This is a genomic window from Nonomuraea sp. 3-1Str (assembly GCF_031570565.1).
Classification (GTDB): Bacteria; Actinomycetota; Actinomycetes; order Streptosporangiales; family Streptosporangiaceae; genus Nonomuraea.
Genome location: NZ_JALHBK010000035.1, coordinates 78,442 through 93,375 on the forward strand (window position 1 = coordinate 78,442; position 14,934 = coordinate 93,375).

Genomic DNA, 14,934 nt, shown 5'->3' on the forward strand with positions numbered 1-14,934 from the left:
TACAGGAGATCTTTCATGCAGGCTTTCCCCAGGGTGCTGTTCGACGAGGCCCACAGCGAGTCGTGGTCCATCCGCCGCGACGTTGCCGAGACCATCAACCCCGCCCATCCCGACGACAGCAGCTACGCCCGCGCGGCCGACCTGCTGCGGCACCTGGGGCACACGGTGACGGCCCACACCGGCGGCCCGCTGACGGCTGGAGCGCTCCAGGACCAGGACGTGCTGGTCATCGCGCATCCGGCGGACGAGCGGTGGGAGCGCACCACCGGCCTCGGCTCCCCGGTGTTCGCCGAGGCCGAGCTCGACGCCGTGCGTGACTTCGTCGCCGGCGGCGGCGGCCTCGTCGTGCTCGCCGAGGAGGAGCAGGACAAGTACGGCAGCAACCTCGCCGACCTGCTCGCCCGCTTCGGCGTCGGGGTCGGTCACACCACCGTGCGCGACCCGAGGAACGCCCACCGCGGCGTGGCCACCTGGGTCGTCGCCGCCCCGGCCACCGGCGACGGCCTGCTCGCCGGCGTCAAGAGCGCCTGCTTCTACCGCTCCGGCGTCCTCACCGCCGATCCGGACGCCACCGTCCTGTTCGCCACCTCGCCGGACGCCGCCCCCGCCGAAGCCCCGCTCGCCGTCGCCCTGACCCACGGCGAGGGCCGCGTGGTCGTCTTCGCCGACTCCGACCTGTTCGGCGACGACTCCCTCGACGACCACGACCACCGGCGGCTCTGGAGCAACGTCGTCACCTGGGCCGCCCGCGTCCCCGCCGGCGCTTCCTCGGCCGCCGGCCGCGACGAGGTCAAGGCCGGGCTGTTCGCCGGGCTGAAGGCCGCCGTCGAGGAGCTGCGGCCCCTCCAGGTGAAGGACGGCTCGGTCCCGGAGGACAAGGAGCGGGCCAAGGAGCTGGTCGGCGTCATCGCCGCCCGCGTGGCCGAGCTCGCCCCGCACTTCCCGCACGACGCCGCCTACCTCCAGGCCGTCCAGGACGACCTGGCCGCCTGGTCCCGCCAGGACCTCGGGGTCCCCGACTTCCTCGCCTCGCTGGAGCTCTTCCACCCCGACACCCAGCGGACCGACGGCCTGGAGCACCTCGTGGTGTTCCCCATGTACACCCAGAACGGCAACCCGAACCGCAACCTCGAAGCGGTCTGGCTGCGCACCATCTGGCCCGGCTGGCTGGCCGAGCTGGAGGCCGGCGGCTACGACAACCCGATGTTCGTGCCCATCGCCTTCGAGGACTTCACCTCCGGCTACGACACCCACTCGGCCGTGCTCTTCCCCGAGACCGTCGCCGTGCGGCAGGCCCCGGCCCGCTTCACCTGGGGCGGCATCTTCGCCGACCGCGAGGCCGCCCGGTTCCGGCGCGTGTCGGGCGCGGCGACCACCACGCTCCGGCTCGACCTGCCGCCGGACGCCGCCCGGCTGCTCGCCTCGCAGCAGCTCGCCCAGGACACCTTCGTCATGTGGGACCTCATCCACGACCGCACCCACAGCCACGGCGACCTGCCGTTCGACCCCTTCATGATCAAGCAGCGCATGCCGTACTGGCTGTACTCGCTGGAGGAGCTGCGCTGCGACCTGACCGCGTTCGGCGAGGCGGTCAAGCTGGAGGCGCGGGGCGTGCCGCACGCCCGCTACGTCCAGCACGCCATCCTGTTCGACCGGCTCTTCCGCTTCCCGATCACCGGCGAACGGGTGCGCAACTACGACGGGCTCGGCGGCCAGCTCCTGTTCGCCTACCTGCACCGCAACGACATCGTCCGCTGGACCGACAACCGGCTCACCGTCGACTGGGACCGGGTCGCCGACGGCGTCGCCGACCTGCGCGGCGAGGTCGAGAAGCTCTACCGCGACAGCATCGACCGCTCCAAGCTGGCCCACTGGCTGGCCGCCTACGAGCTGGTCAGCGCCTACGTCGAGCCGCACCCCGCCTCGACCTGGGCCAAGGGCGTCCAGGCCCTGCCCGAGGAGCAGAAGGCCAAGGTGGACGCGGTGCTGCCCGACGAGTTCCCCCTGAGCATGTTCTACGAGGCGCTGCGCCGTAAGCTGACCGACGTGGTCGAGTCGACGAAGGGGATCCGGGGATGATCGTCGTGGTGACCGGGGCCGGCGGCCCCACCGGTCAGGCCGTGGCCGGCCACTTCCGCGCCGGCGGGCACACCGTGATCGCCGTGGACCGCGACGAGGTCGACCTGCTCGACCGCGACGCCGTCCACGCCTTCGCGGCGCGCGTGGAGAAGGAGCACGGCCTCGTCGACGGCGTCGTCCACCTCGTCGGCGGCTGGCGCGGCTCCAAGAGCTTCGCCGAGACCGACCTCGGCGACTGGGACGCCCTGCACGATCTGCTGATCCGCACGCTCCAGCACGTCTCGCTGGCGTTCGAGCCGCTGCTGCGCAGGAGCGCCAACGGCCGGTTCGTGGTCGTCTCCGCCCAGGCGGCGCAGCGGCCCACCGCGGGCGGCGCCGCCTACGCCGCGGCCAAGGCCGCCGCCGAGGCGTGGACCCTCTCCCTGGCCGACGCGCTGCGCGACACCCGCTCCGCGGCCGTCATCCTCGTCGTCAAGGCGCTGGTCAACGACGCCATGCGCGCGGCCAAGCCGGAGGCGCGCTTCGCCGGGTTCACCGACGTGCGCGACCTCGCCCAGGCCGTCGACGGGCTCTACGACCGGCCCGCCACGGAGATCAACGGAACCCGACAGGACCTCACGACGTGACACCACGGCACGACCCCTCGCTCAAGGGCTTCGCCAGCGACAACTACGCCGGCGTCCACCCCGAGATCCTCCAGGCCATCGCCGAGGCCAACGGCGGTCACCAGATCTCCTACGGCGACGACGTCTACACCGAGGCGCTGGGCCAGGTCTTCCGCCGGCACTTCGGCGAGACAGCCCGCGCGTGGCCGGTCTTCAACGGCACCGCCGCCAACGTCGTCTCGCTGCGCTCCATGCTCGCCCCCTGGGAGGCGGTCGTCTGCGCCGAGACGGCCCACATCAACACCGACGAGGGCGGCGCCCCCGAGGTGGTCGCGGGCATCAAACTGCTCACGGTCCCCACGCCCGACGGCAAGCTCACGCCCGAGCTGATCGACCGGCAGGCGTGGGGCTTCGGCGACGTCCACCGCGCCCAGCCACGCGTGGTGTCCATCTCCAACACCACGGAGCTGGGCACCGTCTACACGCCGCAGGAGATCGCCGCGATCTGCGCCCACGCCCACGAGCGCGGCCTGCTCGTCCACCTCGACGGCTCCCGCCTGACGAACGCCGCCGCCGCGCTCGACGTGCCCATGCGGGCGCTGACCACCGACGCGGGCGTCGACGTGCTCTCCTTCGGCGGCACCAAGATCGGCATGCTGTACGGCGAGGCTGTCGTGGTGCTCGATCCCGAGGCGGCCCGGGGCGTCGACTACCTGCGCAAGACGCTCATGCAGCTGTCGTCGAAGATGCGGTTCGTCTCCGCCCAGTTCGAGGCGCTGCTGTCGGGCGACCTGTGGCTGCGCAACGCCCGCCAGGCCAACGCCATGGGCCGGCGGCTGGACGAGGCGGTCCGCGGCCTGCCGGGCGTGCGGGTGCCGCGGCCCGTCGAGGCCAACGCCGTCTTCGCGATCCTGCCCCGCGACGTCACCGAGCGCCTGCAGAAGCGCTTCCGCTTCTACACCTGGAACGAGGCGACGGGCGAGGTGCGCTGGATGTGCGCCTTCGACACCACCGAGGCCGACGTGGACGCCTTCGCGGCGGCCCTTGCCGAGGAGCTCGGCGTCGGGCCCGGCGAGGAACCCGGCGAGGGCTAGCGCGCGCGGAGGGCGAGGCGGGCGGCCTGCCAGCCGCCCATCCCGTGGGTGCCCGCCCCCGGCGGTGTCGCCGCCGAGCACAGGAACACCCCCGGCAGCGGGGTGCGCCACGGCGCCGGCGACCAGACCGGCCGCCGGGCGAACTGGCCGAGGCTCGCCAGTCCGCCGCCGATGTCGCCGCCCACCAGGTTGGCGTCGAACGACTCCAGCGCCGCCGGCCCCATGGCGTGCCGGGCCAGCACCCGGTCCCGGAACCCCGGGGCGTACCTCTCGATCTGCGCCTCGATCGCGGCCGTCATGTCCACGGCCGAGCCGTTGGGCACGTGGCAGTAACCCCACAGCGTGTGGCCGCCGCGGGTGGGGTCGGCCGCGTACGGCTGGACGAGCAGCACGTACGGGCGCGGCGAGTGGCGTCCGCGCGCCGTCTCGGCCTCGCTCAGCGTGATCTCCTCCAGCGTGCCGCCCAGGTGGACGGTGCCGGCCGAGGCGACGGCCGGGTCGCGCCACGGCACCGGCCCGTCGAGCGCCCAGTCCAGCTTGAACACCCCCGGCCCGTAGCGGTAGCGCCGCAGCCGCCGCCGGTAGGCCGGGGGCAGCTCCGCCATCTCCAGGAACTGCCGGGGCGTCACGTCGAGCACGACCGTCTCGGCGTCGAGCTCCGCGAGCTCGCCCGGGTGGCGTCCCCGATGCCCGGCGCCCGCCTCCCCGCCCAGCTCGCGCAGTCTGGCCACCAGGGCGTCGGCCAGCGCCTGCGACCCGCCCCTGACCAGCGGCCAGCCCACCGTGTGCGCCAGCGCGCCGAGCATCAGGCCGTACGCGCCGCTGAGCGGCGCGCGCAGGTCCAGCAGCGAGTGCGCGGCCATCCCGGCGAACACGGCCCGGCCCTCGGTGGTGCGGAACCCCCGCCGCGCGAACGCCGTGGCGGGCGTCAGGCCGGCGAGCCCGAACCCGGCCGCCGACGCGAACGCCCGGGGACCGCCGCGCCACGGCCCGAGCGGCCTCAGCAGCAGGTCGGTGAGCGGCAGGCCGGCGCGCGCGACCGCGCCCACGCTCGCCCGCCAGGCCGCGCCGTCCACGCCCAGCCCTTCGGCGGTGCGGCGGGCGTCGCGGTGCACCAGCACCGCGGGCCGGTCGTCGAGGGGGTGGGCGGCGGCCACGGGCGGGTGCGCGAACTCCACCATCCGCTCCACGCCCAGCTCCCGGAACGCGGGCGAGGCCAGGGCCAGCGCCATGACCGTCGCCCCCACGTCGTGGACGCGGCCCGGCAGCGTCAGCTCCTCCGAGCGCAGCCCGCCGCCGAACCGCTCGGCCGCCTCCAGCAGCACCACCTCGCGCCCGGCCGCGGCGAGCATGACGGCCGCTACGAGCCCGTTGGGACCCGACCCGACGACGACCGCCCGGCCGCTCACCCGAGCCCGCTCACGTCGCGGCATCCGGGACCCGCCCCGGCCGGCCGGGGGATCACTTGAGGATGCTGGGGAGGGGCTGGGCGCCGCGGGCCCTGAGCAGGTCGGTCATGAGCTTGATCTCGCCCGTCTGACCCTTGACGATCTTGTCGGCCATGCCGGCGACCTCCTCCCGGTCGGACAGCCGCAGCAGCCCCTGGGCCATCTGCACGCCGCCCTCGTGGTGGCGGATCATGAGCTGGAGGAACTGCACCTCGGCCTCCTTGCCCCGGAGGGACTTGAGCCGGGTCAGCTCCTCGGGGGTGGCCATCCCGGGCATCACGCCGGGCTGGGCCGCCGTGCCGCCGCCGTGGCCGTGGCCGTTCATCCACGCCATCGGCCGCAGGTCGGTGGCCTGGTCGAGCCCCCACTGCTGGAGCCAGCCGAGGAACATCCCCCGCTGGTTGGACTGGGTGGTGATGATGTCGTAGGCCAGGTTGCGGATCTCCCGCGACTGGCTCTCGTCCCTGATCGTGAAGGCCATGTCGACGGCCTGCGCGTGGTGGGCGGCCATGTCGCGGGCGAACCCGGCCTCGGGGGAGGCGTCGGCCGGCGCGCCGCCCCGGCCGACCAGGAGGAAGAGCGCAGCGACGGCGACGATCAGGACGGCGCAGCCGGCGAGCAGGGTGCTCCGCGCGGACCGGGCGGGCCTTGCTGGGGTTTCGGGGTTGTCCATGGCGTGTCCAGCGTACCCATCCCGGCGGCCTGATCCCCGCCTTCCGGCCGCACGTGCACCGGGCGTCAGGTGGCTTAAGTCCGCCTTATTCTCCCCATACGATTCCAGGGCATAGGGTGGCCCGGAGTTGGCACGCCGATGGAGGACGGATGAAGGAGAAGGCGCAGGCCCGGCGCGAGCATCTGGAGAAGATGCGCGCCGAGCAGAAGCGCAAGGAGCGGCGCGCGGCGTTCCTCATGTGGGGCGCGGGCGGGCTCGTCGTCGTGCTGCTCGTGGGCGTCGTCGGCTTCTACCTGGTCAAGCAGGCCAAGGAGACCTCGCTCGACGCGGTGTCCAACTACTCCTACGAGGCGGGCCAGCACGTGTGGACCCCGGTGACGTACAAGGAGACCCCGCCCGTCGGTGGCCAGCACAACAACTACTGGCAGGCGTGCGACATCTACGACAAGCCCATCCACAGTGAGCACGCCGTCCACTCGATGGAGCACGGCGCCGTGTGGATCACCTACCGGCCGGACCTGCCCAAGCAGCAGGTGGACAAGCTCCGCGGCGTGGCCTCCAGCACGGGCCAGAAGGACTTCATGCTGGTGAGCCCGTACCCCAACCTGCCGTCGCCGATCGTGGCGTCCTCCTGGGGCCACCAGCTCAAGCTGGACAACCCCGACGACCCGAAGCTGCCCGCGTTCATCAAGAAGTTCCAGAACGGCAAGGACACCCCGGAGCCGGGCGCCATCTGCGGCGGCCCCGACGCGATCACCTCGACGGCCGACCAGGCCCCGCTGCCGCCGGAGCCGAAGGGCGACCAGCAGCAGCCGATGGAGACCCTCGCCCCGACCGCCAGCCCCACCCAGAGCGGCAAGTAGCGGCCCGGCGCCCGCTCACGACGTGAGCGGGCCGCCGCGCCATGTGGGCGGCGGCCGCTCGCCCACGGCCACCTCGTAGGCGGCCCGCGCGAGCAGGCGGGTGGAGTCGAGCGTCGGCAGCGGGGAGACGTCCGGCGTCACGAGCAGCGGGATCTCCGTGCAGACCAGCGCGACCGCGTCGCAGCCTCTCGCGGCGAGCCGCTCGACGACCCGGACGTACTCCCGGCGGGAGGCGTCCGTGAAGATTCCGTTGACCAGCTCCTCGAAGATGATCCGGTTCACCGTCTCGCGGTCGGCGGGACCGGGGACCTCGGCGGTGAGGCCGCGGGCGGCCAGCGCCCGCGGGTAGACGGTCCCGTCCATGGTGTACCTGGTGCCGAGCACGCCCACGCGTCGCCGCCCCTCCGCGGCGGCCCGGTCCGCCACGATCTCGGCGATGTGCAGGCCGGGCAGCGCCAGGTCCGGGCCCGGGTGTTCGAGGGCCAGATGGGCGGTGTTGTCCGGGCAGGCGAAGAAGGCGGCGCCCGCCCTGGCGAGGCGGTCCACGCTCACGGCCAGGGTCCGGCGGACGGCCGCGTGGTCGCCGGCGTCCCAGGCGGGCATGCTGCGGCCCATGGCGATGTAGTCGAGGGTCACGTCCGGGTGCTCGTTGCGCCCGGTGCGGCGGAAGCCCTCCTGACAGTACTCCAGGAAGCAGAGCGCCGCGCCCTCCGTGCTGTGCGCGAGGATGCCGGCATGGGGCATGCTGATCCCTCCAGGTGTTCGGTGTGCCGAACGGTTGTATCGTCAGAGTGGACCAGCCGTCCGGCGTTCGTCAAACCGAACGACCGTCCTGGAGGAGCGAACGGAGCGAACGACTGTGGGAAGCGGCACCGCCGGTGAGCCCGGCCTGATCGCGGTGATCGCCGCCTCGCTCCGCCGCGAGCGCGAGCGGGCCGGCCTGTCCCTGAGCGAGCTGGCCAAGCGGGCCGGCGTCGCCAAGTCCACCCTGTCGCAGATCGAGTCCGGCGCGGGCAACCCCGGCGTCGAGACGCTCTGGGCGCTGGCCACCGCGCTCGGCGTGCCGTTCAGCCGGCTCGTCGACCCGCCCCGGCCCGCCACCCGCGTGGTCAGGGCGGGGGAGGGGCCCGCCACCCACTCCGAGGTCGCCGGCTACGCGGCCACCCTGCTCGCCTCCTGCCCGCCGAACGCCCGCCGCGACCTGTACCGGGTCGTGGCCCGGCCGGGGGAGCCCCGCCTGTCCACGCCGCACCCGCCCGGCACGGTCGAGCACGTGGTCCTGGCCGCCGGCCGGGCTCTGGCCGGCCCGGCGGAGGAGCCGGTGGAGCTGCGGCCGGGCGACTACGTGACCTACCCGGGCGACGTGCCCCACATCTTCGACGCCCTCGCCCCGGACACCAGCGCGGTCTTCGTCATGGAGCACATCTGAATCCCCGGCGGGCTAGGCGGGACGGCCGAGGACGTCCTCCGGCGGCGTCCACGCCAGGCCGTGGGCCTCGGCGACCGGGCGGCTCGTCAGGTGACCGTCATGGGTGCTCAGCCCGCGCCCCAGCTCCGCGTCCAGGCGCATGGCCTGCCGCCAGCCCAGGTCGGCGATGGCCAGCGCGTACGGCAGCGTCACGTTCGTCAGCGCGTACGTCGAGGTGTGCGGCACGGCGCCCGGCATGTTGGCCACGCAGTAGAACACCGACTCGTGCACCCGGTACGTCGGGTCGGCGTGCGTGGTGGGGCGCGAGTCCTCGAAGCAGCCGCCCTGGTCGATGGAGACGTCCACCAGCACCGAGCCCGGCTTCATGCGGCTGACCAGGTCGTTGGTCACCAGCTTGGGCGCCCGCGCCCCCGGCACCAGCACCGCGCCGATGACGAGGTCCGCCTCCAGGACCGCGCGCTCGACCTCCAGCGTGTTGGAGGCGATCGTCTGGCAGTGACCCTGGTAGATGAGGTCCGCCTGGCGCAGCTTGTCGATGTTGCGGTCGAGCAGCACGACCTCGGCCTGCATGCCGAGCGCGATGGCCGCCGCGTTCATGCCGGACACCCCGGCGCCGATCACGACGACGTTCGCGGCGCGCACACCGGACACGCCGCCCATGAGCACGCCCCGCCCGCCGCCGCTGCGCATCAGGTGGTAGGCGCCCACCTGCGGCGCGAGCCGGCCCGCCACCTCGGACATGGGCGCGAGCAGCGGCAGCGCCCCGCCCGTCGTCTGCACGGTCTCGTACGCCACCCCGGTGACGCCCGAGTCGAGCATCGCCGTGGTGCAGTCGTGCGAGGCCGCCAGGTGCAGGTACGTGAACAGCACCTGCCCCTTGCGCATCCGGTGGTACTCCTCGGCCACCGGCTCCTTCACCTTGAGCACGAGGTCACCCTCGTCCCACACCTCGTCCGCCGTGTCGACGATCACGGCCCCCGCCGCCTTGAAGTACATGTCCGGGATGGCGGAGCCGACGCCCGCCTCCCGCTCGACGAAGACCTGATGGCCGTTGCGCACCAGCTCGTGGACGCCCGCCGGGGTGAGCGCCACGCGGTACTCGTTGTCCTTGACCTCGCGGGGAACGCCGACCTTCATGACCCCACCCTCGTTTCGTCAGCCGGGCTGAATCGCTACCATTCACTCCTTATTCCTCCATTTCTCCGCTTCTCTCAGGACGGCGTGGAGGAATATCCGGTTGATTACCTTGGTGCCGCTCCTCCTCGATAGGCTCACCGGCAGCCCGTACGTCAGGATGGGGTCGTCGAGGATGGACAAGCCGGAGGAGCCGCCACCAGCGGCCCCGGAGGAGCCACAGGCCAGCAGGCTCACCACCATCGTGTTGATCGTCTCGCTCGTCCTCGTGGTGGTGATCGCGGGCGTGCTCGGCACCGTGGCCGTCCTCATGACGAGGAGCCCCGACGCGCCGCTGCTCGGCGGCGTGCCGCCCCAGCGCCTGCCGACGCCCATCCACTTCGCCCCGATCCGTGAGCAGAAGCCCGCGCCGTGCCCCGGCGCGGAGGCCGCGCTCGACGAGCGGCAGACCACGTGCTACCTGCTGGAGGACGGCGTCACGGTCGAGGCCGTGCAGCGGATCGAGCCGGTGCGGGAGAAGGACGGCACGTACTCCGTGCGCGTGGCGATCGCCCCGAAGTACAAGGAGAAGGTGGTCGCGCTCATCGACGAGATGGTGCCCGACCAGCGGCAGATCGCCGTCGTGCTGGTGCCCCGGACCGTCGTGGCCGCGCCCGTCGTCACCCAGAGCATGGACGGTGACAGCCTGAGCATCGCGGGCTTCACCAAGGAGGAGGCCGAGGCCCTGGCCACCCGCCTGCTCGGCAGCCCGCCCGCGACGGGCCAGCCCTCACCGGGTCAGCCGGACATGGGCCAGCCGGGCACCGGCCAGCCGGGGACCGATCAGCCGGGGACAGGGCAGCAGCCGGGGACCGGAGAGCAGCCGGGCACCGGACAGCAGACGGGAACGGGCCAGCCGCTGCCCGGCGCCACGAACCCGGTCACCCAGGGCACCTCCGGCACCGGACTCACCGACACCACGGGCACCCAGACCACGGGCACCCGGACCACGGGCACCCAGACCGGCCGCCGCGCTCCCGACCGCAGGTACACCAGTTGCAAGGAGGCCGTGGCCGCCGGCCGCGGCCCGTACACCAAGGGCACGCACGAGGAGTACTCCTGGTACGTCGACGTGGACGGCAACGGCGTGGCCTGCAACTCCGGCGACATCCGCTAGGCCGCCCACCCCCGCAGGGCCTCGATCGCGTAGTACGCCAGGAAGATCACCGACACCACCCACAGCAGCCACGGGATCTCCGCGAACTTCCCGCGCGCCGCCTTGATCAGCGTGTACGAGATCACCCCCGCGCCCACCCCGTTCGTGATCGAGTACGTGAACGGCATCAGCGCGATCGTCAGGAACGCCGGGATGGCCATCTCCAAGTCGTCCCACGGCACGTTCTTGCTCTGCATCATCATCAGCGCCCCGACCAGCACCAGCGCCGGGGCCGCCGCCGCCGCGGGCACCACCCCGGCCAGCGGCGTGAACAGCAGCGTCAGCCCCATCAGCGCCCCGGTCACCACGGCGGCCAGGCCGGTCCGCGCGCCCTCGCCCACACCGGCCGCCGACTCGACGAACACCGTGTTGGCCGACGAGCTCGTCGCCCCGCCGATCACGCCGGCGATCCCGTCCACCGTGAGGATCCGCCCGAGCCTCGGCACCCGCCCCTGCTCGTCCACCATCCCGGCCTCGTCGCTCACGCCGATGATCGTGCCCATCGCGTCGAAGAACCCCGACAGCACCAGCGTGAACAGCACCACGGCCGCCGTCAGCACCCCCGCGCGGGCGAACCCGCCGAACACGTCCACCTGCCCGACCAGCCCGAAGTCGGGCGGCGCGACCAGCCTCTCGGGCACCCGCGGCTGCACCACGCCCCACGAGCGGGGCTCCACCCGGGCCACCGCGTCCACGATCACCGCCAGGACCGCGGTGACGACGATGCTGATGAGGATCGCCGCCGGCATCCTGCGGACATACAGGACGATCATCAGCAGCAGCCCGAAGGAGAACAGCGTGACCGGCCACCCCGTCAGGTGACCGGTCGAGCCGAGCTGCACCGGCGTCCCCGAGCCCGCTGTCACGAAGCCCGCGTCCACCAGCCCGATCAGCGCGATGAACATCCCGATCCCCACGCTGATCGCGTGCTTGAGCGCGAGCGGGATGGCGTTCATGATGAGCGCGCGCAGGCCCGTGACCGCCATCACGATGATGATCACGCCTTCGAGCACCACCAGGCCCATGGCCTGCGCCCACGTCATGTACGGCGCGGCCTGGTAGGCCACGACCGCGTTCAGCCCGAGCCCGGCGGCCAGGCCGAACGGGGCGTTGCCGACGAAGGCCATCAGCAGCGTGCTGAGGGCTGACGCCAGCGCGGTGGCCGTGGTGAGCTGCACGATCGTCAGCTTCGCGCCGGTCACGTCATGGGCGCCGGCGAGGATGATGGGGTTGAGCAGGACGATGTACGCCATCGCCATGAACGTCGTGAGACCGCCGCGCACCTCACGCCCGACGGTCGTCTCCCGTCCCGTCAGCTCGAACACCCTGTCGAGCACGGACCTCCCCCTTCGCCATGAGGGGGACTGCCGGTGCCCTTACCCGGCGAAAGAGCCGATCATGCCTGCTCGTGCCGGCCGCCGCCCACCAGGGCGACGAACTCCTCCAGCCCGATCCGGCCGTCGCCGTCGCTGTCGGCCGCGGCGATGAACGCCTCGACCTCCTCATCGGTCACGCCCTGACCGCCCAGCGCCTGGTTGACCTGCCGGATCTCGGCCGCGGTCAGCAGTCCGTCGCCGTCGCTGTCGAACCGCTCGAACTCCGCCTTGGCCGCTTCACGCGCGTCCGCCATCGGATACCCTCCCCGTCGTCGGCCCCCTGACCCCGGCGGGAGTCGCCTTGCCGCCGGTGGGAGCCTGTCGTCAGACCGCGTCGTCGGACCGGTCCCAGAACAAGGCGATATCTTCGGGTCTGATTGGAACACGCGTCAACTTTCGCCCCGTCGCCGCGCGCACCGCCGCGGCGACGGCGGGCGTGGACGACAGCGTCGGAGGCTCGCCCGCGCCGCGCAGCCCGTACGGCGCCGCCGGGTCCGGGTTCTCCAGCACGCGCAGCCGCATGGGCGGCATGTCCAGGATCGTGGGGATGAGGTAGTCGGTGAACGACGGGTTCAGCACCCGGCCGTCGCGCACCTGGATCTCCTCCATCAGCGCCAGCCCGAGCCCCTGCGCCGAGCCGCCGTGGATCTGGCCCTCCAGCGCCTGCGGGTTGAGGACGCGGCCCACGTCCTGCACGGCCGCCAGCTCGACCACCTTGACCAGGCCCAGCTCCACGTCCACGTCCACGACGGCCCGGTGGACGCACAGCGCGAGCTGCGTGTGCGAGTCGCCCTGTCCCGTCTCCGGGTGCATCGGGTACGTCGGCCGGTGCCGGTACTCGCGGGTCTCCTCGATGGGGCCGAACTTCTCCAGCGCCTCCCGCGCGGGCAGCCCCTCGAACCGGGCGCGCACGGCCTCGCACGCGGCCTTGACCGCGCCGCCCGTCACGTACGACTGGCGGGAGGCCGACGACGAGCCGGCCGAGCCCACCGTGGTGTCGGCCGTCGCCACGGTCACGTGCTCGACGCCCAGCTCGGTCCGCGCGATCTGGGACTGGATCGTCACCAGTCCCTGGCCGACCTCGGCGGCGGCGGTGTGCACGGTCACGTGCGGCTCCCCGCCGACCAGCTCGGCCCGCACCCGGGCCGTCGAGTAGTCGTCGAAGCCCTCGGAGAAGCAGATGTTCTTGATGCCGACGCCGTAGCCGATGCCTCGCCGTACCGACTCGCCGTGGGTGGTCTGGGAGACGCCGCCCGGCAGCATCCGCAGGTCGGAACCGGAGCGCTCCGGTGGGAGGGGCCCGGGGAGGGGCATCGCCTCCAGCTCGCGCAGCATCTCGGCCAGCGGCGCCGGCGAGTCGATCACCTGCCCGGTGATGAGCGACGACCCCTGGGAGACCGCGTTGCGCACCCGGATCTCCACCGGCGACAGGCCGCACGCCTCGGCCAGCCGGTCCATCTGCGACTCGTACGCGTAACACGCCTGCACCGCGCCGAACCCGCGCATCGCTCCGCACGGCGGGTTGTTGGTGTAGACGCCCGTCGCGTCCACCCGCACGTTCGGCACCTCGTACGGCCCGGCGCCCAGCGAGGCGGCGTTGCCCACGACGGCGGGGGAGGAGGAGCAGTAGGCGCCCCCGTCGAGCAGGATGTCGGCCTTGACGTAGACCAGGCGGCCGTCGCGGGTGGCGCCGTGCTCGTAGCGCAGGCGGGCGGGATGCCGGTGGACGTGGCCGAAGAACGACTCCTCCCGCCCGTACACGATCTTGACGGGCCGGTCCAGCCGCAGCGCCAGCATGCAGGCGTGGACCTGCATCGACAGGTCCTCGCGGGCCCCGAACGCGCCGCCGACCCCCGACAGCGTCAGCCGCACCTTCTCCGGCGGCAGGCCGAGACAGGGCGCGAGCTGGTCGCGGTCCACGTGCAGCCACTGGGTGGCGATGTAGAGGTCGACGCCCCCGTCCTCGGCCGGCACCGCCAGCCCCGACTCCGGGCCCAGGAACGCCTGGTCCTGCATGCCGACCTCGTACTCGCCGGTCACCACGACCTCGGCCTCGAAGGTGTCGCCCACCCGCACCGGCTGGTGCCGTACGACGTCGCGGGACTCGCGCGGGTCCGTCACCGCGGGCCGCACCTCGTAGTCGACCACGATGGCCGCCGCGGCCCGCCGGGCGGTCTCCGGATGGTCGGCCGCCACCAGCGCCACCGGCTCACCCTGGTAGCGCACCTGGTCGACGGCCAGCACCGGCTGGTCCTTGACGTCGAGGCCGTAGAACTTCTCGCCCGGCACGTCCTCGTGGGTGAGCGCGGCCAGCACGCCCGGCATCGCCAGTGCCGGGCCCACGTCGATCGACCGGATCCACGCCGACGGGTGCGGGCTGCGCAGCGTCACGCCCCACACCATGCCGTCGATCCACAGGTCGGAGGCGTAGGCGAACTCGCCCGTCACCTTCAGCGTCGCGTCGGGACGCGGAGCGCTGGCGCCGACGCCCCCGGTCCGGGGGCCGGCCAGGGTTCCGGCTCGCGTCTCCGTCTCGGTCATCCTTCGAGTAGAGCACCGCCGCCGCGGCTCCTCCAATGCGCGGCGAGTGAAATCCCGGTCCGCATGCCACGGTGCGGACTTGTATATTCCTCCAAGTGCGCATCGGTGAGCTGCTGGCGGCGGAGGAGCTGCGGCTCCGGCTGCTCACCGGCGACCCCGGCGTCGAGTTCCGCGGCGTGCACATCACCGACCTGCCCGCGCCGGGCCGCTACCTGTCGGGCGGCGAGCTGGTGCTGACCGGGCTCATGTGGCGGCGCGGCCCCGCCGACTCGGCGCGGTTCGTCGCGGCGCTGGTGGCGGCCGGGGCGGCGGCCCTCGGCGCGGGCCTGGCCCGGCTCGGCCACGTCCCCGACGACGTGGTGGCCGCCTGCGCCGTCTACGTGTACGGCCGGCTCCAGGTGGCCATCGCCAACATGAAGGACTGCGGGCGCAAGGTGCCGGGCGAGATCTCCCAGCGGGCCGACGCCCTGAAGGACTTCATCGCCCACTCCACCATG

15 protein-coding genes are annotated in these 14,934 nt (G+C 73.0%); 7 read left to right on the plus strand and 8 right to left on the minus strand.

Annotated elements, in window-relative coordinates; genetic code table 11:
* Nucleotides 1–15: 15 nt before the first annotated feature.
* Genes MTP10_RS37045 through MTP10_RS37055 form a run of 3 tightly spaced genes read left to right on the plus strand, consistent with a single transcriptional unit; the run spans nt 16 to nt 3,778 of the window.
* Nucleotides 16–2,079 carry a DUF6421 family protein gene (locus MTP10_RS37045; protein WP_310715915.1) on the plus strand — a complete coding sequence of 688 codons (2,064 nt, stop codon included), beginning with the start codon at nt 16–18 and terminating at the stop codon, nt 2,077–2,079.
* Nucleotides 2,076–2,705, plus strand: a complete 630-nt coding sequence (locus MTP10_RS37050; RefSeq protein ID WP_310715917.1) for an SDR family NAD(P)-dependent oxidoreductase — start codon at nt 2,076–2,078, stop codon at nt 2,703–2,705. Before MTP10_RS37045 ends, MTP10_RS37050 begins: the two co-directional genes overlap by 4 nt.
* Nucleotides 2,702–3,778 carry a low specificity L-threonine aldolase gene (locus tag MTP10_RS37055; RefSeq protein WP_310715919.1) on the plus strand — a complete coding sequence of 359 codons (1,077 nt, stop codon included), beginning with the start codon at nt 2,702–2,704 and terminating at the stop codon, nt 3,776–3,778. The genes MTP10_RS37050 and MTP10_RS37055 overlap by 4 nt, the downstream gene beginning before the upstream one ends.
* On the opposite strand, the gene MTP10_RS37060 is transcribed toward MTP10_RS37055, so the two are convergent.
* Entirely contained in the window at nt 3,775–5,211 is a 1,437-nt protein-coding gene (locus tag MTP10_RS37060) for an NAD(P)/FAD-dependent oxidoreductase (protein WP_310715921.1), read from the minus strand. The two genes, MTP10_RS37055 and MTP10_RS37060, sit on opposite strands and share 4 nt — an antisense overlap.
* A 28-nt stretch (nt 5,212–5,239) precedes the next feature.
* Nucleotides 5,240–5,899: a DUF305 domain-containing protein gene (locus MTP10_RS37065; RefSeq protein WP_310715923.1), complete on the minus strand. Its 660-nt coding sequence runs from the start codon at nt 5,897–5,899 to the stop codon at nt 5,240–5,242.
* Nucleotides 5,900–6,048: 149 nt separating this feature from the next.
* Here MTP10_RS37065 and MTP10_RS37070 point away from each other — a divergent pair, with 149 nt between their 5' ends.
* Nucleotides 6,049–6,762 (plus strand): DUF3105 domain-containing protein, encoded by a 714-nt coding sequence (locus MTP10_RS37070; RefSeq protein ID WP_310715925.1) that lies wholly within the window; start codon nt 6,049–6,051, stop codon nt 6,760–6,762.
* A 15-nt stretch (nt 6,763–6,777) separates the two neighbouring features.
* On the opposite strand, the gene MTP10_RS37075 is transcribed toward MTP10_RS37070, so the two are convergent.
* Nucleotides 6,778–7,506 (minus strand): amino acid racemase, encoded by a 729-nt coding sequence (locus MTP10_RS37075; RefSeq protein ID WP_310715927.1) that lies wholly within the window; start codon nt 7,504–7,506, stop codon nt 6,778–6,780.
* Nucleotides 7,507–7,621: 115 nt separating this feature from the next.
* On the opposite strand from MTP10_RS37075, the gene MTP10_RS37080 reads away from it, so the two are divergent.
* Nucleotides 7,622–8,191, plus strand: coding sequence for a helix-turn-helix domain-containing protein (locus MTP10_RS37080; RefSeq protein ID WP_310715928.1), 570 nt, complete (start codon nt 7,622–7,624; stop codon nt 8,189–8,191).
* 12 nt (nt 8,192–8,203) lie between these two features.
* Here the strand turns inward: MTP10_RS37080 and ald are convergent, their stop codons facing one another.
* Together ald and MTP10_RS37090 are read right to left on the minus strand one after the other, a co-directional pair.
* Nucleotides 8,204–9,328, minus strand: coding sequence for an alanine dehydrogenase (gene ald / locus MTP10_RS37085; RefSeq protein ID WP_310715930.1), 1,125 nt, complete (start codon nt 9,326–9,328; stop codon nt 8,204–8,206).
* A 42-nt stretch (nt 9,329–9,370) separates the two neighbouring features.
* Complete coding sequence (locus MTP10_RS37090) at nt 9,371–9,568, minus strand: hypothetical protein (protein ID WP_310715932.1); 198 nt, start codon at nt 9,566–9,568, stop codon at nt 9,371–9,373.
* A gap of 1 nt (nt 9,569) precedes the next feature.
* Here MTP10_RS37090 and MTP10_RS37095 point away from each other — a divergent pair, with 1 nt between their 5' ends.
* A complete protein-coding gene (locus tag MTP10_RS37095; protein WP_310715933.1) occupies nt 9,570–10,481 on the plus strand; it encodes an excalibur calcium-binding domain-containing protein in 912 nt (303 codons plus the stop codon).
* On the opposite strand, the gene MTP10_RS37100 is transcribed toward MTP10_RS37095, so the two are convergent.
* The 3 genes from MTP10_RS37100 to MTP10_RS37110 form a co-directional block, all read right to left on the minus strand.
* Nucleotides 10,478–11,857, minus strand: coding sequence for an NCS2 family permease (locus MTP10_RS37100; RefSeq protein WP_310715934.1), 1,380 nt, complete (start codon nt 11,855–11,857; stop codon nt 10,478–10,480). The two genes, MTP10_RS37095 and MTP10_RS37100, sit on opposite strands and share 4 nt — an antisense overlap.
* 59 nt (nt 11,858–11,916) lie before the next feature.
* The gene (locus MTP10_RS37105) at nt 11,917–12,150 is read right to left on the minus strand and encodes an EF-hand domain-containing protein (protein ID WP_310715935.1); all 234 of its coding nucleotides are present in this window, start codon (nt 12,148–12,150) and stop codon (nt 11,917–11,919) included.
* Nucleotides 12,151–12,220: 70 nt separating this feature from the next.
* The gene (locus MTP10_RS37110; protein ID WP_310715937.1) at nt 12,221–14,437 is read right to left on the minus strand and encodes a molybdopterin cofactor-binding domain-containing protein; all 2,217 of its coding nucleotides are present in this window, start codon (nt 14,435–14,437) and stop codon (nt 12,221–12,223) included.
* A 95-nt stretch (nt 14,438–14,532) separates the two neighbouring features.
* On the opposite strand from MTP10_RS37110, the gene MTP10_RS37115 reads away from it, so the two are divergent.
* The coding region (locus MTP10_RS37115) for a PucR family transcriptional regulator ligand-binding domain-containing protein (protein WP_310715938.1) at nt 14,533–14,934 on the plus strand (402 nt) is incomplete at its 3' end.